The 20,211-nt window shown below is 38.4% G+C and carries 20 protein-coding genes, 2 tRNA genes and 1 CRISPR repeat array; of the genes, 6 read left to right on the forward strand and 16 right to left on the reverse strand.

What is annotated here, in order from left to right; all coding sequences use genetic code 11:
* Positions 1 to 45: 45 nt before the first annotated feature.
* The 8 genes from GYM71_RS00710 to GYM71_RS00745 form a co-directional block, all read right to left on the reverse strand.
* Positions 46 to 924: a lysophospholipid acyltransferase family protein gene (locus GYM71_RS00710; RefSeq protein WP_220220532.1), complete on the reverse strand. Its 879-nt coding sequence runs from the start codon at positions 922 to 924 to the stop codon at positions 46 to 48.
* A complete protein-coding gene (locus GYM71_RS00715) occupies positions 921 to 1,868 on the reverse strand; it encodes a glycosyltransferase family 8 protein (protein WP_220220533.1) in 948 nt (315 codons plus the stop codon). Before GYM71_RS00715 ends, GYM71_RS00710 begins: the two co-directional genes overlap by 4 nt.
* A 25-nt stretch (positions 1,869 to 1,893) precedes the next feature.
* The gene (locus GYM71_RS00720; protein ID WP_220220534.1) at positions 1,894 to 2,733 is read right to left on the reverse strand and encodes a glycosyltransferase; all 840 of its coding nucleotides are present in this window, start codon (positions 2,731 to 2,733) and stop codon (positions 1,894 to 1,896) included.
* Between the two features lie 15 nt (positions 2,734 to 2,748).
* Complete coding sequence (locus GYM71_RS00725) at positions 2,749 to 3,510, reverse strand: lysophospholipid acyltransferase family protein (RefSeq protein WP_220220535.1); 762 nt, start codon at positions 3,508 to 3,510, stop codon at positions 2,749 to 2,751.
* Between the two features lie 151 nt (positions 3,511 to 3,661).
* The gene (locus GYM71_RS00730) at positions 3,662 to 4,495 is read right to left on the reverse strand and encodes a PTS system mannose/fructose/sorbose family transporter subunit IID (RefSeq protein ID WP_220220536.1); all 834 of its coding nucleotides are present in this window, start codon (positions 4,493 to 4,495) and stop codon (positions 3,662 to 3,664) included.
* Between the two features lie 17 nt (positions 4,496 to 4,512).
* On the reverse strand, positions 4,513 to 5,355 hold the full coding sequence (locus tag GYM71_RS00735) for a PTS mannose/fructose/sorbose/N-acetylgalactosamine transporter subunit IIC (protein WP_220220537.1): 843 nt from the start codon (positions 5,353 to 5,355) through the stop codon (positions 4,513 to 4,515).
* Between the two features lie 21 nt (positions 5,356 to 5,376).
* On the reverse strand, positions 5,377 to 5,871 hold the full coding sequence (locus tag GYM71_RS00740) for a PTS sugar transporter subunit IIB (protein WP_103752729.1): 495 nt from the start codon (positions 5,869 to 5,871) through the stop codon (positions 5,377 to 5,379).
* Positions 5,872 to 5,894: 23 nt separating this feature from the next.
* A complete protein-coding gene (locus GYM71_RS00745; RefSeq protein WP_220220538.1) occupies positions 5,895 to 6,305 on the reverse strand; it encodes a PTS sugar transporter subunit IIA in 411 nt (136 codons plus the stop codon).
* 164 nt (positions 6,306 to 6,469) lie between these two features.
* Between GYM71_RS00745 and deoC the strand changes: the two genes are divergently transcribed.
* Positions 6,470 to 7,177: a deoxyribose-phosphate aldolase gene (gene deoC / locus GYM71_RS00750; protein WP_220220539.1), complete on the forward strand. Its 708-nt coding sequence runs from the start codon at positions 6,470 to 6,472 to the stop codon at positions 7,175 to 7,177.
* Between the two features lie 114 nt (positions 7,178 to 7,291).
* Entirely contained in the window at positions 7,292 to 8,011 is a 720-nt protein-coding gene (locus tag GYM71_RS00755) for a GntR family transcriptional regulator (RefSeq protein ID WP_103752732.1), read from the forward strand.
* Positions 8,012 to 8,198: 187 nt separating this feature from the next.
* On the opposite strand, the gene GYM71_RS00760 is transcribed toward GYM71_RS00755, so the two are convergent.
* The 8 genes from GYM71_RS00760 to GYM71_RS00795 all read right to left on the reverse strand — a co-directional run bounded on the left by GYM71_RS00760 (position 8,199) and on the right by GYM71_RS00795 (position 15,288).
* On the reverse strand, positions 8,199 to 8,927 hold the full coding sequence (locus GYM71_RS00760) for a DUF4097 family beta strand repeat-containing protein (RefSeq protein WP_220220540.1): 729 nt from the start codon (positions 8,925 to 8,927) through the stop codon (positions 8,199 to 8,201).
* Between the two features lie 583 nt (positions 8,928 to 9,510).
* Positions 9,511 to 9,942: direct repeats of the CRISPR family, unit length 36 nt; unit sequence GTTTTAGATGGTTGTTAAATCAGTGATGACTAGAAC.
* A gap of 292 nt (positions 9,943 to 10,234) precedes the next feature.
* Complete coding sequence (locus GYM71_RS00765; RefSeq protein ID WP_220220541.1) at positions 10,235 to 11,209, reverse strand: DUF4097 family beta strand repeat-containing protein; 975 nt, start codon at positions 11,207 to 11,209, stop codon at positions 10,235 to 10,237.
* 2 nt (positions 11,210 to 11,211) lie between these two features.
* A complete protein-coding gene (locus GYM71_RS00770) occupies positions 11,212 to 11,850 on the reverse strand; it encodes a DUF1700 domain-containing protein (protein WP_103752735.1) in 639 nt (212 codons plus the stop codon).
* A complete protein-coding gene (locus tag GYM71_RS00775; RefSeq protein ID WP_103752736.1) occupies positions 11,843 to 12,157 on the reverse strand; it encodes a PadR family transcriptional regulator in 315 nt (104 codons plus the stop codon). The genes GYM71_RS00770 and GYM71_RS00775 overlap by 8 nt, the downstream gene beginning before the upstream one ends.
* A gap of 144 nt (positions 12,158 to 12,301) precedes the next feature.
* Positions 12,302 to 13,387 (reverse strand): DUF4097 family beta strand repeat-containing protein, encoded by a 1,086-nt coding sequence (locus tag GYM71_RS00780; RefSeq protein WP_220220542.1) that lies wholly within the window; start codon positions 13,385 to 13,387, stop codon positions 12,302 to 12,304.
* A 125-nt stretch (positions 13,388 to 13,512) separates the two neighbouring features.
* Positions 13,513 to 14,403 carry an alpha/beta hydrolase gene (locus tag GYM71_RS00785; protein WP_220220543.1) on the reverse strand — a complete coding sequence of 297 codons (891 nt, stop codon included), beginning with the start codon at positions 14,401 to 14,403 and terminating at the stop codon, positions 13,513 to 13,515.
* 301 nt (positions 14,404 to 14,704) lie between these two features.
* Positions 14,705 to 14,780, reverse strand: a tRNA-Lys gene (locus GYM71_RS00790).
* Positions 14,781 to 15,215: 435 nt separating this feature from the next.
* Positions 15,216 to 15,288, reverse strand: a tRNA-Lys gene (locus GYM71_RS00795).
* Between the two features lie 138 nt (positions 15,289 to 15,426).
* Between GYM71_RS00795 and yycF the strand changes: the two genes are divergently transcribed.
* The 4 genes from yycF (at position 15,427) to GYM71_RS00815 (ending at position 20,202) form a co-directional block, all read left to right on the forward strand.
* Positions 15,427 to 16,143, forward strand: coding sequence for a response regulator YycF (gene yycF, locus GYM71_RS00800; RefSeq protein ID WP_103752739.1), 717 nt, complete (start codon positions 15,427 to 15,429; stop codon positions 16,141 to 16,143).
* A gap of 63 nt (positions 16,144 to 16,206) precedes the next feature.
* Positions 16,207 to 18,063, forward strand: coding sequence for a cell wall metabolism sensor histidine kinase WalK (walK, locus tag GYM71_RS00805; RefSeq protein WP_220220544.1), 1,857 nt, complete (start codon positions 16,207 to 16,209; stop codon positions 18,061 to 18,063).
* A complete protein-coding gene (locus GYM71_RS00810; RefSeq protein WP_220220545.1) occupies positions 18,044 to 19,378 on the forward strand; it encodes a YycH family regulatory protein in 1,335 nt (444 codons plus the stop codon). Before walK ends, GYM71_RS00810 begins: the two co-directional genes overlap by 20 nt.
* A 2-nt stretch (positions 19,379 to 19,380) precedes the next feature.
* Positions 19,381 to 20,202 (forward strand): two-component system regulatory protein YycI, encoded by an 822-nt coding sequence (locus GYM71_RS00815; RefSeq protein WP_220220546.1) that lies wholly within the window; start codon positions 19,381 to 19,383, stop codon positions 20,200 to 20,202.
* Positions 20,203 to 20,211: the final 9 nt, after the last annotated feature.

Below are 20,211 nucleotides of genomic sequence, written 5' to 3' on the forward strand. Positions count from 1 at the left end.
ACTCCACTATTATCATAGTCGATAAGAACGGTTAAGTCTATCGAATTATTTTTTATTTTGATAATTGTAGCGCCAGCCTGCGATATCCCACGGGGTAAAATCGTAATCTAGCTTACGATGATAGGCTTGTTCGAAAGCAGCCACTTTTTGCTGGTAATCTTGCTTCAGCATTCGCTTCGAGTTTTCGTTAGCGCTCAGTTTTACATCTGGATAAATAGTCGGTAGAACACGGACCACATACTTATTTTGATAAAAATTAGGGTGGTCTTTTTCCAATTTATCGGTTGTTTGAAGCTCAATAAAAGTAGAAATGACTGGTACATTTTGTTTAGCAGCAAAATAGTACGCACCACGTTGAAACTGCCGCGGCTTCCGGTAATTCCACCACATTTCCTGTTCGGGGTAGATTAGAACCCAATTATCGTCTTCAAGTACATCGTGAAGGTGCTGCGGGAATTCCGTGCCAACATAACTAGGGGTTTTGATTAAAGGAATTGTGCCAACATAATTCATTAAATAGCATAGAAAACCCGGCAATTTTAGATTAGTGTCCTCAATGGCAATAGCTAAATTGTGATGAGTTTTATTGGCTAAATGCTTGATTGGCAATGAATCCAGCTGATTGAAATGATTAGCTGTAATAATTGCGCCGCCTTTAGGCAGGTTTTCTAAGTTTTCAAGCCCCACAAATTTAGTGGTAGAAGTAAACAAGCCTGTTAACGCGTTAAAGATTAAATGGCCGATTTTATTATTGACCTTACCCTTAAGTGTGTCTTGCTCTGACCAAAAACTGTTAACCAAGCTTTTACGTTCTTTTAATGATAGAACCGGATCGCCAAGTTCAACTTTTGCATTCCAGTCTTCCCGGCTTACAGCCGCTTTAATATTTTCGATTACTTTTTCACGATTGTCGCCAATAATCATAAACTGACTGAACCCCGCTTCTTAACCTGCGCCCAGCTATTAGGGTCGTTGACTACCTTATCTTCTTTTGCAAGCATATGATCGAGCTTGCCACGGTCTTGTTCACGTTGCTCATCAGTATAGTTTTCAAGTTCTGCCTTTAATTCAGGGTAGAACTTGGTCTCCTTAGCACTAGCCCAGAAGTACTTTTCATATTGGATTGCAGTAAAATGCCACGGCTTAAAGAACAAGTTGTAATGAATTAAGCTTGGTGATGCAAGTGGCTCGGTATTTTCGTTGGGCATTGCATCCCACTTAGGATCGAGGTGCAAAATGCGCTTGTCACCAATTTCATTTAAATAGTCTTGGTCAGGCGCAATACAGTCGAAATGATAAGTTTCCAGCAAATCCATAAAGTGATCAATGAACTTTTCGTCGCGGAATGCTTTGCAGTTTAATACTAGCATACCGGAGTTGATATACTTTTTAGGCTCTAGGGCTAAAACATCTTTGATATATGCCAGCATTTCTGGGACAAACTGAATTGATGAATCCGTGCATGCGCCAAATAAGTGATTGCCAAGTTCGGTTTCGTATAGTTTGCCAATGTCATCATTAATAATGGTATCGCTGTCAATATAAATTGCTTTATCGTATTGCGGGAAAAGGTCAGGAATGAATAGACGGTAGAAAATAGACATTGTAAAGAAGTCAGCCCGTAAATAGTTTTCCTGCCGGTTTTCAATCGGAGCAACAATTTCATCATTTATCTTAAAGAATTTAACGTGAACATTATCGGAGCCCAAGTCGACTAAATCTTGCTTGTGCTCGTCTGCCAGATCCTGACTTAAAAAGTAAACAGTGTAGTCTTTACTTGGATCAGCATGCTTAACTAATGAATTTAATGAAACAGCTGCATATTTAGTAAAATCATCACTAATAGCATAAAAAATAGGAATAGTCATAGTATATATATCTCCAAATTAAATATTAATTTTGAACTAAGTTATCTTTTAAATCAAGGTACTGCGTTAAGATATCATCGTATTCGTGCAATTTCAAAATCTCATGAACACGCTCAACTTGCCATGGCTTGACGGTCAAAGTATGAAAGATTGGCCAAAAACGAAAGCTGGTCGTAAAGTGTTGAATCACAGTATCAGATTGCAATTTGTACTGCTCATTGTAGCGGCGCGGTGCAATTTTCTTTTTAGTCGCAAAGTGATTGAGCGCCGATTGATCTGGCATTGGAACAGTTCGTGTTTGCAAAAGGTGCCTAATTTTAACAAATAAGTTAGTCTTTCTGATTTCTGGCAAATTTAGTAATAACACGCCTGAATTAACGTAGTCAAAGACCTTGTGCTCATGCAAATTATGGAAGAAAAATCGTCCCCAGTAATCAAGCACACCGACGAATTCTGTTTCCGTAAGATCTTGCTGGTAAAAATCAACTAGGTTGCGGCGGATAATCACATCAGCGTCAAGATACAAAATCTTATCTGGTAGCTGGGGAATCTGGTCGGCATAAAGCCGTAGCATTGCATAAGGCGTAAAGTGGGTACTCATATTGGCCACTAACGGTTCGCGGACAAATAAGCCAGTACAATCCATTAATTTTAACGTACTTTTAGGATTTTGCTCAACCAAAAGCGATTTGAGGTAATCAGCCGCGTGTTTACTAAAGGGACTAAATTTCTTTTTAAAACTTTGGGTGTACATCGTTAGGATGTAAATATGGAGTTCTTCGGATCCGCTATTTTTAAGCAAAGAAAGAATAGCGATAAGAATGCCATTTTCAGCGTTTGAATCACCGCAAAAAAGAATATTCATTTTGAACTCCTTAAATTAAATTTTTTGGTAAGTGCAATATTCATAGTTACTGCAATTTGCACGTTTTTGCATTGCTGCAATAATTTGCTCGTGCAATTTTTCTTGTTGCTGCTTTTTACTAAGCTGGGTAGCGGGATAAAAAGGGCCGTCAATAAAAACAGTTATTCGTGGTCGTTTACCCCATTTTGGTTTGGTATACGTTGTGGTCATGGTAAAACTAGGCGCATTCAATGCCACCGGAAAGTGCATACTGGTTTTAGGAAACGGCCGAATCTTAGTGTAATACGGCCAGACATGAGCCTCTGGATAAATGACGACCGTTTTGCCTGCCTTAATTACAGTTGAAACAGCCTTAATTAGTTTACCAGACTGTGCAAGATCGTTGCCGATGGGAAGACCAAAGTATGGTAATACCAATTTGCCTAAAATAGGGATGCCCCAGTTGGCTTGTGCCCCAATTGCATAATAATTTTGAGCAGGAATAATACTAAGTGGTAAAACAACATCACCAAAGGCTTGGGTGTGATTACCATAAATAAAGTATCCTTGATTACGTACTTTAGCTAACTTTTCTTTTCCAATTAAATGAACGTGCAAAATTAGGTGAATATAGACAAAACTAATTAAATGTCCCAGTGGGCGAACTATTTTTGCCCAGATCTTGCCACAGCGTGATGGGGGAAAAAGCGAATAATCATCAGGCAACTGATAATCTTGTTGGTGACTATCTACTAAATCGTCAGTTAAGAGATGGTAATAGTATTGATGTTTGCCCATGAAACCCTTCTTTCAATAACAGTATTAGGTAATTTTATCATGAATTGCACAATAAGAAAAAGGGCGTCATATTTTTACACTTGAAAACAAAAAAGCACACAATTAATGTGTGCTTTAAAATCATTAGCCGAAAATAGGATTATTTGCTTGTTTAAAATAAACCAATCAAGCAGCCAATTGTAACAATTACGACCATGATAATAATTACTTTAGTGGCGGTTAACTGCTTACTTGAGACTAGCCACCAGCCTAAAATAACCATGGCTAAAGGAAGCAAACCAGGGAAAATACCGTCGAGAACGGTTTGTAAAGGTTGAAATTTACCTCCTAAAGGAATTTTGGCAACAGTTTTTAAAACAATCGTGTTAGCTGCCAGTGCACCGACAACCATTACACCTAAAATATTGAATGCATCAGTAATTCTCTTCGAGTTTTCACCAACGATTGTATCGATTGCACCAACACCAAGGCGATAACCACTATGAAATGCAACGTAGGAAATGGTTGGCCCAATAATGCCATAGGCGATGATATAAAAGAGTGGTCCGACTGGGCTGCCGCCTTTGGCTAAGCTCATTGCGATTGATAGCAAAATCGGAACAATTATTCCTTGAATAAGCGAATCTCCAATGCCAGCCAGCGGACCCATCAGAGTGGCCTTAATATTAACTGGCATTTCTTCGGAAACATCATTGCCTAAGGCAATCTGTTCTTCAAGCGAGGCAACGATCCCGTTAATGATTTGTCCGGTTTGCGGCTCAGTATTATAAAACATTGAGTGCCGCTCAAGTAACCGGCGCTTTTTGGCAGGATCATTTTGATAATATTTACGGGCAAAGGGTAAATAAGAGTAAGCCCAGGCATGGCCCTGCAGTTTTTCATAACTCATTGAGCTGAGGTGGGTAAAACCCCATCTGTACCAAATTTGATTAAGTTCATGCTTTGACAGCAATTTTTGCGGTTCTCGGGTATTTTTAGTAGCCATCCTTGTTCGTCCCTTCTTTAAAATAAGTCTTCATCTTCATAGGTATCATCCGTATCGACCGCCTCAGGCCCATTATCGGCTGAACTAGCAGCAGGCTGATTGTTTTTGGCTGTAGCGACATAATAAAGGTAAGCTACCAGCGCAGCAATAAATACAATGGCAATCATACTTAGTTTGGCAAAAGCCAGCAGTACGAAACCGGCAAAAAAGAAGATGAAGTGAGCTTTATTTTTAATAACAATACTCATGAGCATTGCGATTCCTAAGGCTGGCAAGACACCGCCCAAAACTTGAATAATGTGCGTAACAATTGCTGGAATGCTGTTGATTAGCCAATTAACTAAGCCTTTACCATAGAAAATTGCTAAAAAAACGGGAACAGCACGTAAGAGAAAAGTAGTAATTTGCGGATAAACTAAGTGGTTTAGCACAATCTGGCGGTCGTCATTGTTATGGGCCGCTTTTTCCGCGCGCGTGTTCCAAAACGAGTAAAGTGCCATTCGGCCATTATAGAAAATTAGACCAAAGGTTTGCCCGATGAAAATGGCCAGTGTAACGGCAATTGCGGGATTTTTGGTAGTAGCCATGGCTAAGCCAATCCCACCATAGGCTGCGTAGGTTATTTCACTATTAGTTGCGCCACCTGTTGACAAGTTGGCAATGAAGACAGCTTGGACGGCTAAGCCGCATAGGATACCGTTTTTAACATCCCCAAAAGCGAGCCCAACTAGCAGTCCGGCTACCAGCGGTCGGCCGACGATGTAAAATCCACCTGACATGCCGAATAGCCATGGCGATTCAATCGCACCAAGGTAACAAAAGATACCAGTCAGTAAAGCTGGAAAAAACAAATTATTCATAATTATTGCCTCCAAAGATAGTTAAGACATTGAATCAAATTTCTTTTTCATGGTTGACCAAGGCTTAATTTCATCATCTGGTAATAGTTGAAATTGGATTTCAATTCCATGATTAGCAATATCCTCGAAGGCATCGTAATCAGCTTGGTCTAATGCGACTGTTCGCCCTAAAACCTTGGTTCCTGGTCGGGTATTCATGGGACCAACATTTAGTACTTTGCCAAAATCAATCCCCATGTCTGCAAGCTGTGCAAAAGTTTTAGGGGAATCACTAATTAAGAAAAATTTTTTCTTTGATGCAATTCCCTTGGCAATTTTATCCCCGGCTTCAGCTACGGTATAAATGCCAACCTTTAATTCGTTAGCTGCAGCCTTTAAAACTTTTCGGCGCAATTTATCATGTGCAATATTGTCGCCAACTACCAAAATACCATCGACAGGACGAGCTTTTGTCCATCTAGTCATTGTCTGGCCGTGAATAACGCGATCGTCAATTCGTACAACTGAAATACTCATTTTTATACTCCTTTTTCAAATACTCAGAATTCAAGTTCATCATCATCTGGTTCATCGTGTGCAACGTCAATTCCAGCTTTTCCGGCATTAAGGGCAATTGCTACAGCCTCATCTAAAGTCAATTGCTCAGTTAATTGCGGCACTAATTCAAGTAGCATAGGTAAATTCAAGCCACTGACTACCCGAATGGTCTGCGGTCGCATTAAGTAAAGTTTAAAAGCCTCGTTATACGGTGTTCCACCTTTCAGATCAGCTAAAATTAAGATGGGCTCTGTTCTTGGTTCTAATAATTTTTTTAGCCGCGTTTGAAACGAACCGATACCATCCTGATCTAGTTCGATAGTCATTAAATGACTAGATTTACCCGCAATAAATTCAAAGCTTGATTTGATACCACTTGCTAGGTGACCATGTGAAGTTAATAAGATTTGCACTGTTATCGCCTCTTTTTTGTAATTACATAATCTTTACAACCAACATTATATGTAATCGCTTTCCACAAGTCAATTAATATTTTTACACTGTTTTTTAGTTATTGACAACGGTTTCAGTAATAGCTACAATTTAATTATGTAATGACAAAAAGGAGAAAGGAATTATGAAATATACGATTGATGATTTTGCCCAGCTGATTGATCATACGAATCTGCATGCTGATGCAACTGAAGCAGATATGAAAAAACTTTGTGATGAGGCTAAACAGTACCATTTTAAAATGGTTGCCATTAACCAAGTGCAAGCCAAATTTTGTTCCGCTCAACTTGCCGGAACGGATATCGATACTGGAGCCGCGATTAGTTTTCCATTGGGCCAAACAACAATTACTTCTAAGGTGGCAGAAACTAAAGATGCATTGGCAAATGGGGCAAATGAAATTGATTATGTCGTAAATTTGACCCAGGTCAAAGCGCATAATTGGTCATATATTGAGGAAGAAATGACAAAGATGGTAGCAGCTTGTCACAACCAGCATGTTCCGTGCAAAGTAATTTTTGAAAATTGCTACTTGACCAAAGACGAGATTAAGCAGTTGGCGCTGATTGCTAAAAAAGTCGAACCGGATTTTATCAAAACTTCAACTGGGTTTGGTACCTCAGGAGCTAAAGTCGAAGATGTTAAGTTAATGAAAGACACGGTTGGCACAAAAGTTAAGGTTAAGGCAGCTGGCGGAATTCGGAATACAGATGACTTTTTGGCAATGATTGCGGCTGGTGCGCAAAGAATTGGTACTAGTTCAGGCGTCAAAATTATTGCTGCGTTAAAAAAGCGGTTTGCTGCGGATAATGTTACTGCAATTGACCTTTAAATTCGCTAGAAATGGCCGTAGCAAGATAAAAAAACTGCTTTAATACTGGCTTTTTTAATGTTATACTATTAATATAATGATATAAAATAAATAAAAAGAAAGCAGTGGGTTTAATTGGCTGAAACAGATCTTCCGAAATATCGCGTAATTGCTAACGATCTTTTAAACAAAATTCAGACTGGTGTTTATGCACAAAACACAATCATTCCGCCTGAAGTAGAATTAGCAAGCACTTACCAAGTAAGTCGGCCGACCGTTCGCCAAGCAATTTCACTTTTAGTTAATCAAGGATATTTGGAACGCCGCCGTAAGCGTGGGACTTTAGTAAAAAAGGTGAAAATTGAACAGGAATTTACGCACCTGATTGAAAGCTACAGCGAGGAAATGAGTTCTAAGGGGATTTACCCTAAAACGAACTTACTTTATTTTGGCGAAGAAAAAGCTAATCCAGAAGTGAGTAAAAACTTACAACTCGAAGTGCAAGAACCAGTTTTTAAGATGGTCCGCTTGCGCTATGCCAATGAGCAACCAACTGTTTTAGTGACAACTTATGTACCTAAAAAAAGGGTGCCCAAGTTAGCCGACTACGATTTTTCCACGGCTTCATTATATAGCACGTTGGAGAAGTATCAGTTAAAGGTGACGCATGTCATTAGAAAACTAGAGGTGATGGAAGCAGACGAGACGACTGCCAATCTCTTAAATATTGCGGCTAATAAACCGATTTTTTACTTTCATACTCAAGGACTAACTTCTGATGAGCAGCCGATTGAGTATTCAATCGCTGAATATCGCGGTGATATCAATTCTTTTGTGATTGATGTTCAGCGTTAACAGCCATGTTTGCTATTAATTTGCAGAAAACCCCACGATTAGGACAACTAATTATGGGGTTTTTGGGTACCAGAATAATCTGAAAGATGGGCAACTAAAAAACTGATTTACGCGGAATTGCGGAAATCAGCTCGCAGTTGAAATTCATTAAACTTAAGTTTCACATTATGTCAGGTCAATTGCTCTGTCATTTGACTATAATTGAACCTGCAAGTGCTTTGGCTACTAAGTTATTTGGTCCAGAAGATTTACGATAAAAATGATGATGATGGTTTTCTTGATGGTACTTAATTAGACCAACACTGGTTTTAAGGTCATAACTTGTAGTATCGTTTTTATTTTCGATTATGGTTAGTGAGCCTGCTGCAAGTATAAAGCTGCTTTGTCCCTGCAGCTGCTTGATATTAGCTGAACCAGCAGCGAGATCAGCCTTCAAATTCATCTTGCAGTTCAAAAGTTTAAGGCTGCCGGCAGAAAGATTAATTTTAGCTGCGCCGTGAACAATTAAGTCAGTTAATTTAGCCGAACCCGCAAGCAATTCTATGTCTAAATTCTGCATGGTTAGATGAAGTAATGTGACGTCGCCTGCATAAGCCTTAATTTTTGTTTGTAAAAGCTCACAATCTAGCGGCAATGTAATATTGATGAGTGCCCGTTTAGTATAAATTAGATTTTTCTTAGCCCGGGGCTTTTTCTCCCGAATTAGTAGCTTTTTTCCAACCACAGTAATGTTTACATTTTCGTTAGCCTGACTAGAAATAATAGCCTGATAATTTTTACCACCCTGAATATTAATAGTAAAAGTGTATGTTTCAGCATCTATTTCACTAAATTGCGGTAAATCAATTTGACGTGAATTTAAGTTTGCGCTGTCGTTTTCTTGTTCAGCGAAAATATGTTTAAAAAAGTTTCCCATAATTAACCCCTTGTTGTGACTAGTATTTGTGATGAAGTTTTGCTATTTCTTAGCTTTTACTGACATCTTAATTAAAATACTTTTAAAAACTAATGCAATTCTTTTTGCATAACTGGCAGTAAAAATTGTTTAAGCGGTTAAATTTGGCAAATAAAATTGATTGCGTTGGAACTACTTCATATTTTTATTTGAAAAAGCTTTTGACATGGTAGGAACAGGGTATTAATAGCCTAGATAAAGTCGCACAGAATAAGATATTTTGCGTTTTTAGCAGCATTATTTGATGGCAGATTTGCCGCTAACAATTAGCTTTGATGAAGACTAGAAAAAGCTATTCAAAGGGCTGATTTGTATCTAGCTGAGAATATATTGAGTGATCCATATGCTATAATTGAAACGGTTCTATAGATTTGCCAAAACTGTAACTTGAAAATAATTATTTTGATAATCAGGAATTAGTACTAATTGAATTCACATCTTCGGATTTTTTGGTTGTTCCCGGGGATGCCTATTTTTATAGCGTTAATGAAGGTTTAGTCGACTGATATTAACTGCTGCATTAAAATTTGATGATAAAGCATCTGTTTTAGATGGTTGTTAAATCAGTGATGACTAGAACAATAAAAAAATATTTTAAAAATAAAGATTCGTTTTAGATGGTTGTTAAATCAGTGATGACTAGAACTAGGCATTACTACTAAGTCTTACGGACAAAGTTTTAGATGGTTGTTAAATCAGTGATGACTAGAACATACTTGCATACATTAATGCAGGTATGCTAGTTTTAGATGGTTGTTAAATCAGTGATGACTAGAACTCTCGCTGAGGATTGTCTAATGCATAGCTAGTTTTAGATGGTTGTTAAATCAGTGATGACTAGAACCTAAAAAAGCTGGAGATCTGCAACAGACTTGTTTTAGATGGTTGTTAAATCAGTGATGACTAGAACAATGGTACAGCCATTTCTGCACCCGCATCGGTTTTAGGTGGTTGTTAGATCAGTGATGACTAGAATTAAGAGCAACTGTCAAAAAGTTTTCTTTCAAATTGCCTCTATTATCAAGCTTGAGCATGCTAATTATGGACGTAAATTTTTAGAAAGTGGCGAATTCACACTCTTTAGTAGTAATTCAATGGGGTGTTCAACCCATTACTTGCTTAATTATTTAGTTAATTTTGCTAGTTTTACCCAAAACAAAAGCCCTATTAAATAAAGATTTATTTAATAAGGCTTTTTAATTTTTAAGATTATTGCTTATTAATCAAGTTCTTAGTCCAAAGATGCTAGCTTGTCAGATGATTTGAACCTAGTTGATTTCGATATCACCGCTTTTACTGATTATTTTGAGTAAAGGGGCGCCGTGATAGATTTTCTTATAATGCTTTCGCTGCTCACGACCCTTAACTTCGATATCACTGTCGGAAGTAGTTGATAAATCATAACTGATATTAGTCATCTGATATGATTCAAAATCACCATCGTTTAATTTAAAGGTACTATTTCCAAGGAGTTTTGAATTCTTAATTTCAATATCGCTGTCGTTCAACGAGGCAGTGGTCTTAATTTGGCTACTATTAATTTCTACATCGCCAACATCTAAGTAAAGGTTGCTGTTTGCTATTCTTGAATTAGCAATCTTTAAATCTCCTGGGCCTATGTGTAAATCAGCGGTTTTGGCTTTAACCTTAGCTAAATTAAAATCACCGTTGTTAACCCTTAAATCAAGGCTAGCGACATTTAAATTACTCAACGCAAAATTGCCATCAGCACATGTACCAGTAATTGACTTAACCGCGTTTGCGTTTGGGACGGTAATTGCGACTTCGTAGTTGCCATCATTTTTCTCTTGGGTGTCGTGATCTTCAACGGTTAAGATACCGCTTTTTACACCAGTATTAATCGTCTTAATATTTTTGCCGCTAACTTTTACTTGAAAGCTGTTGCCTAATGAAATACGGATGTCTGGTCTGCCAGCCTTAAGCTTGATTTTATCAAAGCTTGCTACATTATAAGTTTGACTTTCATGAAATTGTCGCGATGAATCGTCATCATCGTCGTCGTCATCATCTTCATCATCTTCATCATCGTAATCTTCGTCGTCATCGTCATAGTCATCATCGTCGTCGTCTTTATGTTGGGTTTTGTGCTGCCAATTAAGAGTATTGAAAATGCCGGTGTGTGTGCGTGCAATATTTTGATCACCGTGATTGAGCTTACCGATGAATAATAAAATAAAGCCAATAATTAGGATCGCGCCACTTATTTGAAAAAACTTTTTCACGATTAATTCTCCTTCTTCTGGTTAGAATTGGTTTGATAATAATTTTTCTTGAAGAACTTTTTCCCCATAAATTGCATCAGTTTGGCACATTCCGCAATCAAAAAGTTGATTACTTTGGCAATAAATGGCGAGATGAGAAGAAAACCTCCAAGGCAAATAAGGACAATCCCCAGATAATAGCAGCCAGTTGCCCAGTTGCTGGTAAATAAGAGAGCGATTGACTTAAAGAAAGTAAAGCCACCGACTATGAATAGGCTTAATAAAACCGTAATAAAGGCAACAAAGATGGCCGCACAAATAGCAATGAATACAAACAAGAACAAAAAGATGGCCAAAATTAGTGGGATCCCAATCGGGGCAGCGCATAGACCAAGCAGAATATACCAAATAGCCTTTAGATTTGACCGTGGAGCCTTGGCTTTAATTGGGGAAGTATTATTGTTGGTTGAATAATCAGCTAAAATTTTAATTGCTAATTGTTTAGGAGTTCCAAATTCCTGCTCAATAGTTGACCGTCTAACAAAATCGCCATCAAGTAAGTATTCGCGGTAAAACTCAAGGATATCTTGACTTTCTTTTTCTGGCAAATCAGTTAGATTTTGTTCTAACTCAAAGATATAGTCATCAATTACTTTAGTCATTTTCTTCTCCCAACACTTGATCTACTTTATTGTTAAAGTCCTGCCACTCATCTTGAATGGTTGCCAATAGTGCTAGACCGTCTTCAGTAATGTGGTAATAGCGCCGGTTACGGCCCTGAAATGGTTCATCGTGAGTGGTTAAATAATTATTTTTCTTCAATCGGCGCAAAACCGGATAGATTGTCGATTCGGAGATGTCAAAAACCTTTTGCACGTTTTGCGTTAATGCATATCCGTATAAATCTTCGTGCTTTAAAAAAGCTAAAACCGCACCGTCCAATAAACGAGTAGGTATTTGAATAGCCATGGCTCCCCTCCCCTAATATTATATGTTATATAGCATTCTAAGTTAGAATCTTCAAATTGACAAGATTAAATTACTTTTGACGAAAAAAACAGGGCATCAAAGCTCTGCTTTTTCTGAATCATTTTGTGAACAAAAAGTTTGAATTCATGCCATGATGACGTCACCATTTTTAGCAATCACGCGCAAGGAATCCTTGTCCTTACTTTTACTGTTAAAACGACTGCCGATACTAGAACCGCGGTAAGTAATGTTGCCCTTTTTGGTCGTTATTTTTAAATTTAGGTCATGGTTCAATTGCTTTAACCGTAATGCCCCGTCTACAACTTGGATGAAGTTGCCATTAATCAGCTGGCTTTGAATGATTCGTAAATTGCCATCTTTAGCAGTAATTTTAAGGTTAAGATGGCATTGTTTAATATTAATATTCCCATCTTTTAATTGTAGCTCTAGTTGACTGCAAATACTACGTTTGAAATCAAAATTACCATTCCTGGTTTGTAAAACAAAATTGGTAATTTGCGATTGAGTGATGACAGTGTTGCCATCTTTTGAAGAAACAGTTAGTTCTTGAGCTATTGTTAAATTGTTAAAAAACAGTTTTCCATCTTGTTTTTGTAGTGAACAATTTTGCAGGTGTAGATTTTGCAAAATAATGCTGCCATCTTGGTTGCTTCCACTAATTGAAGTAAGTGAATCAGGGGAGGGAACGGTGACTTCAACCAAGCAGCTAGGAAAGCGGCGGTTAAGTATAATTCGCCGATTTTCAGGCCTATTTTCCTTCTCCTTGATTAGCAGCACATGATTTTTAAGCTGGATATCAATTGCACAATTGCTATAATCAGCTACATTAATTTCAAACTGTTGGCCCGGATGAATAAATATTTTACTATTTCGGGCTTTGAGCCTAATTATTGAGAACTCACCGGGTTGCATTGTCCTTTTTTGCAGTGGGGTCTTTTTAGCGTGAAAATTTAAGAAATAGCCATCACTTGTTTTTTTCTCGTCAGTCGGTGGTGCTGTTATTTGGGTAATCTGCTTATAATCAGCCTTGATTTTTTTGGCAAGGGCGGCGGGAGTACCAAGCTCCATTAAAATCTCTTCTTTGCTTTGGCAATCGCCATTTCTTAAAAATGCACGATAAAAATTGAGTGCATCCTCTTTTTGGGCTGCGGATAACGCATTTAATTGGATAGCTAGACTAGCAATGTAGTCATCGATTATTTGAGTCATCTTTTTCTCCTATTCTAAAAATTTGAAGTCACTAGTTTTAATAGGGAAATTTCTCAACTATATATAAGTATACGCCATTATTTATTAAATATTTATGAATAATCCTTTTTGCCTAAATTATTCAATTAGTTATGCCACAAAAATTGGTCAATCTTCTTAGCGACTGCTTTATTCTCGTGTAATTTGCTATGCTGACCACCGGGGCCCTTAACTTCAATTTCATGATAGCTAGCGGCTCTTGTTTCTACTAAGTAGCGTAAAGAACGGGCAGAGGTGACGCTCACCGCATCATCTGAATTTGTGCCATCTTCTTTATTGCCAAAAATATTTAAAATGTCTACCCCTCTTGGATAGTCCTTGCGATGCTCTAATAAGTATTGGTAGGTGGAAGAAGAATATTTCGGCTTGCCCGCTTTTTCAAGGCGGTTACGATTAGGCTGGTCATCCATGCCAATAATCCCGTTAAAAGGTGCGCCTAAATTAACTTGCTTTTTGAGCTTCGGCAACGCATTATTTTGCCCATACTTTATTTGATAAAACAAAAACGTTAAGTTGCCCATTGAATGAGCAACAGTATTATAGCGACTGATGTGATATTTACGCTTAAGCAGTAAGAGCAAATTATGAATCCATTCACGGGTTACAAAGTAGTCGTTGTTGGTATTATCTTTTAACACAACTTGAATTAGTGGCCTTTTAGTATTCTTGGGCCAGGAACCTGAGAGCTTAACTTGGCCACTTCGTGAAATTGTGGCTGTCAAAACTCGATGTGCATTGTCATGCTCTTCAGCGTAAGTAATCATGCTGTTAGTTGACCGTGCGCCTGCACCATAACCATGCAAATAGATTGTTGGAATGGTGTCTTGGTGTGCGGCAGTTTTTTGCTGGTTTTGCGTTATTGCTGTAGAAGATGACACGGCAACCTTTTGTTGCTTTTGGCGCCAAGATAATAAGCCTATTCCGATTAATAGCAATAATAATATTCCAAATAGCCAGCGAGAAGTTTTTTTACCCATAATTAATTTGCTCCCTTCTGCCGAGATTAGTTACTATCAATATAAAAGTGAATGGCATAATAAGCAACTCATAGTGCTTTTAGGTTGATAATAAGTTGGTAATGAACGGCGTGAGTTGTAAACTCAAAAAATAAAAGAGGGAAAATGATTTTCTTGCCGGCATTAAGCGTAAGGTGACGAGCATTTCACTAAAGCAGGGTGTCAAAGAAGTGGTGACTAATATTAAGTAGACGGATTGATAAGCGCTTTCAAAAATAGGCAATAAAAAAAGCACCGACTTCTTGCAGTGCCATTTTCATTATGGTGGGTGGCCAGGGGCTCGAACCCTGGACCCACGGATTAAGAGTCCGTTGCTCTGCCAACTGAGCTAGCCACCCGTTTCTGTTGACCGTTAAATATAATATCAATTATTAAACCATTTGACAAGGTTTTTGTGCAAAATAATTAGCAGAATTTTGTTTTTTGTAGAAAAAGTTCCCACTTTGACTCAAAACTGGCCAAATAAAGAAAAATGAGTAGAGCTTACATGGCTAGATAATGGAAACTATTTTCTGAGTTCTTTGAATGAAGAAGCAGATGTAAAAATGACTTTAAGGAACTTATAAAAGCACTAAAACCATTTCAGTACTAGTCAGCTATTAAAAATCATCCGCATAATTATAGGTAGTAAATCAAAATTAGTGATTAATGATCATTAATATTCATACTGGCAGTGAATTGATTGACATCCAGGTAGAACGTGCTAAAATATTTGCACTTGTTGAAACAAAAGACAGCAATAGATAATCTATTGCTGTCTTTCATAAAGATAATGGGTGGCCAGGGGCTCGAACCCTGGACCCACGGATTAAGAGTCCGTTGCTCTACCAACTGAGCTAGCCACCCAAATTTGCTGAACTAACGGTCAACGAGAACTATTATGCTATTATTTCAAGTAAAAAGCAAGGTTTTTTATTAAATTTTCGTGACTTTTTTGGCTAAAGTTGCAAAAAACAGTATAATGTTAAGCAAAGGGGGCTTTCGATGCCAAAGAAAATTCTCGTAGTCGATGACGAAAAACCGATTTCAGATATAATAAAATTTAACCTGACTAAGGAAGGCTTCGACGTCGACACTGCCTATGATGGCGAAGAAGCCATCAAAAAAGTTGATGAATATAATCCCGATTTGATGATTTTGGACTTAATGTTGCCAAAAAAGGACGGCTTGGATGTTGCCCGCGAAGTGCGGCAGACACATGATATGCCGATCATTATGGTAACTGCCAAAGATACAGAAATTGATAAAGTATTGGGCCTTGAAATGGGGGCCGATGACTATGTTACTAAACCTTTCTCCAACCGTGAATTGGTTGCCAGAGTTAAGGCTAATTTGCGTCGGCGCAGCATAGTTAAAAAAGTTGAAAGTGCCAACGAAGATACTTCAACTAAAAATATTGCCATTGGCAATTTGGTAATTATGCCTGACGCGTACATTGTAGAAAAAGAAGGCAAAAAAATCGAGTTGACTCACCGTGAGTTTGAGTTACTCTATTATCTAGCTCAGCATATGGATCAAGTAATGACCCGGGAGCACTTACTGCAGACAGTTTGGGGATATGACTACTTCGGTGATGTCCGGACTGTTGACGTAACGGTTCACCGTTTACGTGAAAAAATTGAGGACAATCCAATTCAGCCGCAGATTTTAGTGACTCGCCGTGGCGTTGGCTATTATGTAAAGCAGCCTACTGAAGAATAATGAAGAAAGCCCGCAGAACTAACACGATGCGAGCTTTCTTTTTATATTGATTTGATTAAAAAGATGAAGAAACTAAAAAATAAGTTTAAACATTTAACAATTTCGATTAACACAACTTTAGCCATTGTCTTTATGGCGATGATCATTGCCACAATTGAAGTAATTGGGGCTTATTTTACGCGCCAATTAGAGCAAAATAGTATTGAAAACTTTCAGTCTTCAATTCAAGTGCTTCCTATTGTCAGCAACCAGTTGTCTGCACAGCTCTTAAAAGACGACCGGCATACAAACAGCAATTTAAACCGGATTGTTGGCGATTATAGCAATGGAATCGGCACAATTAGTGAAATTATTGTTGTTGATAATAAAGATATTATTCGGGCTGTGTCTAATCTAAATGATAAAAAACGCATCGGACAGAGGGTCAATAATACGTTGGTCAAGCAGGTTACCTCAACGGGCAGGCAAGCAACTAAGGTAATTAATGACCACGGCGATTTTATGATTCAGGTAACACCGCTTACTGCTGGTAACGGTTCTGCTAATACTGTCGGTGCAATTTACGTTCGAGCGTCAATGCAGGGCGTTTTTAATGACCTACGTAACATTTCATTAATGTTTTTGGTCACTTCTTTGATTGCCGCCGTGATGGGTGCCATCTTGTCTTTAGTCGTGTCGCATGCGATTACTAAGCCAATTGAAGAGATGCAGAGCCAAGCACTAAATATTGCTGACGGTGATTATTCTAGTCAGGTAAAAATATATTCTAATGATGAATTAGGACAATTGGGGCAAGCTTTTAATACATTGTCTGTCAGAATCGAGCGCTCACAAGAAGAGTCTGAAAGTGAACAGCGAAGGCTGGATAGCGTCTTGTCTCACATGAGTGACGGGGTTTTAGCGACTGATCGACACGGTAATGTTAATGTTGTTAACCAAATGGCACTTAGTTTTCTGAATACCACCGAGGACCAAATTATTAATAAGCCAATCGCCTCCGTTCTGGGCTTAGATGAAACCTCGCAGGATTTAATCGCCAGTCAAAAAGGTATTGTTTTAACTGTTAATCAGGGCACACGCGATGAAGTGATTTTACATGCTAGTTTTTCACTGATTAAAAGAGTGACGGGCTTTGTTTCTGGTAGTGTTTGTGTTTTACACGATATTACTGAGCAGCAAAAGAATGAAAATTCCCAAAAGCAATTCGTATCCAATGTTTCGCATGAATTGCGTACGCCGCTTACGAGCCTGCACGCCTATATTGAAACCCTGAATGAGGGGGCATGGAAGGATCCTAAGATTGCGCCGCAGTTCTTACAGGTTACCCAAGAAGAAACTGAGCGAATGATCCGGATGATTAATGAACTTTTGAGCTTGTCTCGCATGGATCGTGGGGTATCAAAAGTGGACGTTGAATGGGTCAACTTTAATGACTTCGTGTCTCATATTCTTGACCGCTTTGACATGATTGTAAAAACAGACGCTAAAGAAGGCAAAAAGAAATATACCATTAAGCGGAGCCTAAGCTCGCAGGCGTTATGGGTTGAAATTGATACCGATAAGTTTGCCCAAGTCATTGATAATATTATGAATAATGCAATCAAGTATTCGCCTGATGGTGGTGTGATTACGATTAAATTGCGCCAAGAACGGCAACAGATCATTTTAAGCATTGCTGATCAAGGCCTGGGAATTCCGCGGGAAGATCTTTCTAAAATTTTTGATCGTTTCTACCGGGTTGACAAAGCGCGTTCCCGTGAACAGGGCGGTACTGGTTTAGGGTTAGCCATTGCAAAAGAAATTGTGGAAGAACACCACGGTAAGATTTGGGCTAATAGTAGCGAAGGCAAAGGCTCAACCTTCTATATTGCTTTGCCATATGAACCGATGAGTGAAGGGGATGATTGGGATGAAGTCTAGGTTTAAGTTTAGCGACATATTATTATCGGTTGGTACTTTTATCGTTTTCGCCCTTTCAATCGTCTTGTGGATTTTTATTATGACCAATGATCAGTATTTTAGCCGAATTGATCAGACTAATAACGTTAGTCAAAATTCACGCAGTCGTCGGAGCCGGATCATCTATAATCTTTATTTGCCGACCAGTGCTTATGGCTTTAAAAATGGGCAGCCATACCGCTTATATGATGCTAAAAAGAATTTACCACTCGAATATATCAAAGACCTAAAAGAAGTAAAATATAAAAATATTAGGGAAGTTAGCTCTAATCAAAAAGAATATGAAGCGATGCTCAATGACCCTAAGTATTTGCAATTGACTTTCCCTAATGAAGTCAGTGTGAATCTGTTTACGAAGAAAAATTTAAAAAGTACGGATCAAACATTTCGGCGCTCGTTTATCTCGCCAAGTAATGATGTCCTTTACCTTGGCAATGACAAAACGACAACAATCTATCGCGTTGAGATAGCTAATGCCAACTTTAATCGCTTGCGCGAATATGCCGCTAAGTCACGAGCTAAAAAACCGGTTAAATTTGTGCGGATGAAAAATAGTTACGAAACTTTTTATGATCAACCTGAAAACTGGCGGGTTTATAGTTACTTGACCAACACCCAGACTGATTCTTATTTTGTCTCGCGCTTACTAGGTACGGCAAATGTTACCTCGAGCAATAATAAAAAAGGGTGGACCACGTATTCACTCAATTATTACACCAAATTGCGGGTGCCCGATACTAAAGCCGGCCGGCATGATATGCTCTATACCCGTTATGAAAAGCAGAAAAATTTAAGTGAAAATGACTGCTTGATTGATAGCGTCGAGTATGTGCATAAATTAGGACTAAGTGAGCAGGATCTGCGCTATTTTGATACAACTAAAGACAAGCTAAGCTATAGCAATTACATTGAAGGCATGCCTGTTTTCATGGGGAAACACAGTCCTCAGGTCAGCACGAAATTGACGCAAGATACCGAAGAAGTTGCCTTTAGTAATTTAGAACTGCAAATTCCCATTCCATTTGATGGGCAAACACGGACACTGCCTGCTACTGGCACGGTGATCCAGCGTCTGGTTAATGCCGGTTTAAAAAAGACGGAAATTCAACGAATAATTGTGGCATATCGAATTGAAAAAGATCATAGTCATGATAGCTTGGTCAACTTGATTCCAACATATTACATTAAAGCCTACGACCAGTGGAAGAGTGCGCAAGAATGGGAAAAGCAAGATTTTAATAAGCTAGCGGTGAAAAGTCAGGGAGAAGGTAAGTAATTATGGATAGAAAAAGAATTGAATGGCTATTTTTCGTTGTTTTCCTATTAATTGACCTTTACCTAGGAATCGAAATCTGGCGCTCACCGATTAGTCTAAGTTCGACTGCAGGAACGACTTCTACCAGTATTAGAGCGGAAATGCGGGCAGATGGAATTGACCTTCCCCTGCATCTGTCACATAAGCAACAATCAGGCTATTATTTAGCAGCAAAAAATCGGGACTATCTATCCCGTAAAACTAATGGCTTAACGCAAGTGACAACCCATTATTCAAAAGCGGACAATTCTTTAACGGGTACGCCGAAGGCTGTAGTACTACTCAATGGTAATCGGAAAAAAATCTTGCAGCAGCTAGAAGATTTTAAAAATGACCCGGAAAATGTTCCTTATGGGAAAAAGTTTGTGTACGACCAAAGTATGTCGGGGGATGATACTTACTGCTATGTGCAAAAGACGTCTTATGGTCAAATTTATGATGGTGATGCACAATTGACAATTAATGTGCATAATAATCAGATTACTAACTACACGCTTTCTTACATGGGACCGATTAGTTCTGTGCGTGAATCGCAACTAATTATTAGCCCGTGGCATGCGGTGAAGGCCATGTATACTGACCGTGAAATCAGTAATAACTCGCGGGTAATTCAAGTAAAATTGGGCTATTCTAAATTGACTGAAGTACGTGGCAGCACCATAATGCTTCCTACCTGGTTGATTTTAGTCGAAAGCAAAGCAACCAAAAATATTACGGTTAAACGGGTTAATGCTTTTACAGCGCAAATTTTGCAGAGTGGCTCGTATAATGTCCAGAAAAATTAGAAAGGGAAA

Source organism: Lactobacillus panisapium (assembly GCF_019469265.1).
GTDB classification, from domain to species: Bacteria; Bacillota; Bacilli; order Lactobacillales; family Lactobacillaceae; genus Lactobacillus; species Lactobacillus panisapium.

Coding starts and splice junctions, on each gene's coding strand:
- GYM71_RS00735 (WP_220220537.1), bottom strand. CDS start 5,355: ATGAATAATTTGTTTTTTCCAGCTTTACTGACTGGTATCTTTTGTTAC.
- GYM71_RS00770 (WP_103752735.1), bottom strand. CDS start 11,850: ATGACTAAAGTAATTGATGACTATATCTTTGAGTTAGAACAAAATCTA.
- GYM71_RS00810 (WP_220220545.1), top strand. CDS start 18,044: ATGATTGGGATGAAGTCTAGGTTTAAGTTTAGCGACATATTATTATCG.
- GYM71_RS00710 (WP_220220532.1), bottom strand. CDS start 924: ATGATTATTGGCGACAATCGTGAAAAAGTAATCGAAAATATTAAAGCG.
- GYM71_RS00760 (WP_220220540.1), bottom strand. CDS start 8,927: ATGGGAAACTTTTTTAAACATATTTTCGCTGAACAAGAAAACGACAGC.
- GYM71_RS00725 (WP_220220535.1), bottom strand. CDS start 3,510: ATGGGCAAACATCAATACTATTACCATCTCTTAACTGACGATTTAGTA.
- GYM71_RS00785 (WP_220220543.1), bottom strand. CDS start 14,403: ATGGGTAAAAAAACTTCTCGCTGGCTATTTGGAATATTATTATTGCTA.
- walK (WP_220220544.1), top strand. CDS start 16,207: ATGAAGAAACTAAAAAATAAGTTTAAACATTTAACAATTTCGATTAAC.
- GYM71_RS00775 (WP_103752736.1), bottom strand. CDS start 12,157: ATGGCTATTCAAATACCTACTCGTTTATTGGACGGTGCGGTTTTAGCT.
- deoC (WP_220220539.1), top strand. CDS start 6,470: ATGAAATATACGATTGATGATTTTGCCCAGCTGATTGATCATACGAAT.
- GYM71_RS00780 (WP_220220542.1), bottom strand. CDS start 13,387: ATGACTCAAATAATCGATGACTACATTGCTAGTCTAGCTATCCAATTA.
- GYM71_RS00730 (WP_220220536.1), bottom strand. CDS start 4,495: ATGGCTACTAAAAATACCCGAGAACCGCAAAAATTGCTGTCAAAGCAT.
- GYM71_RS00740 (WP_103752729.1), bottom strand. CDS start 5,871: ATGAGTATTTCAGTTGTACGAATTGACGATCGCGTTATTCACGGCCAG.
- GYM71_RS00815 (WP_220220546.1), top strand. CDS start 19,381: ATGGATAGAAAAAGAATTGAATGGCTATTTTTCGTTGTTTTCCTATTA.
- GYM71_RS00720 (WP_220220534.1), bottom strand. CDS start 2,733: ATGAATATTCTTTTTTGCGGTGATTCAAACGCTGAAAATGGCATTCTT.
- yycF (WP_103752739.1), top strand. CDS start 15,427: ATGCCAAAGAAAATTCTCGTAGTCGATGACGAAAAACCGATTTCAGAT.
- GYM71_RS00715 (WP_220220533.1), bottom strand. CDS start 1,868: ATGACTATTCCTATTTTTTATGCTATTAGTGATGATTTTACTAAATAT.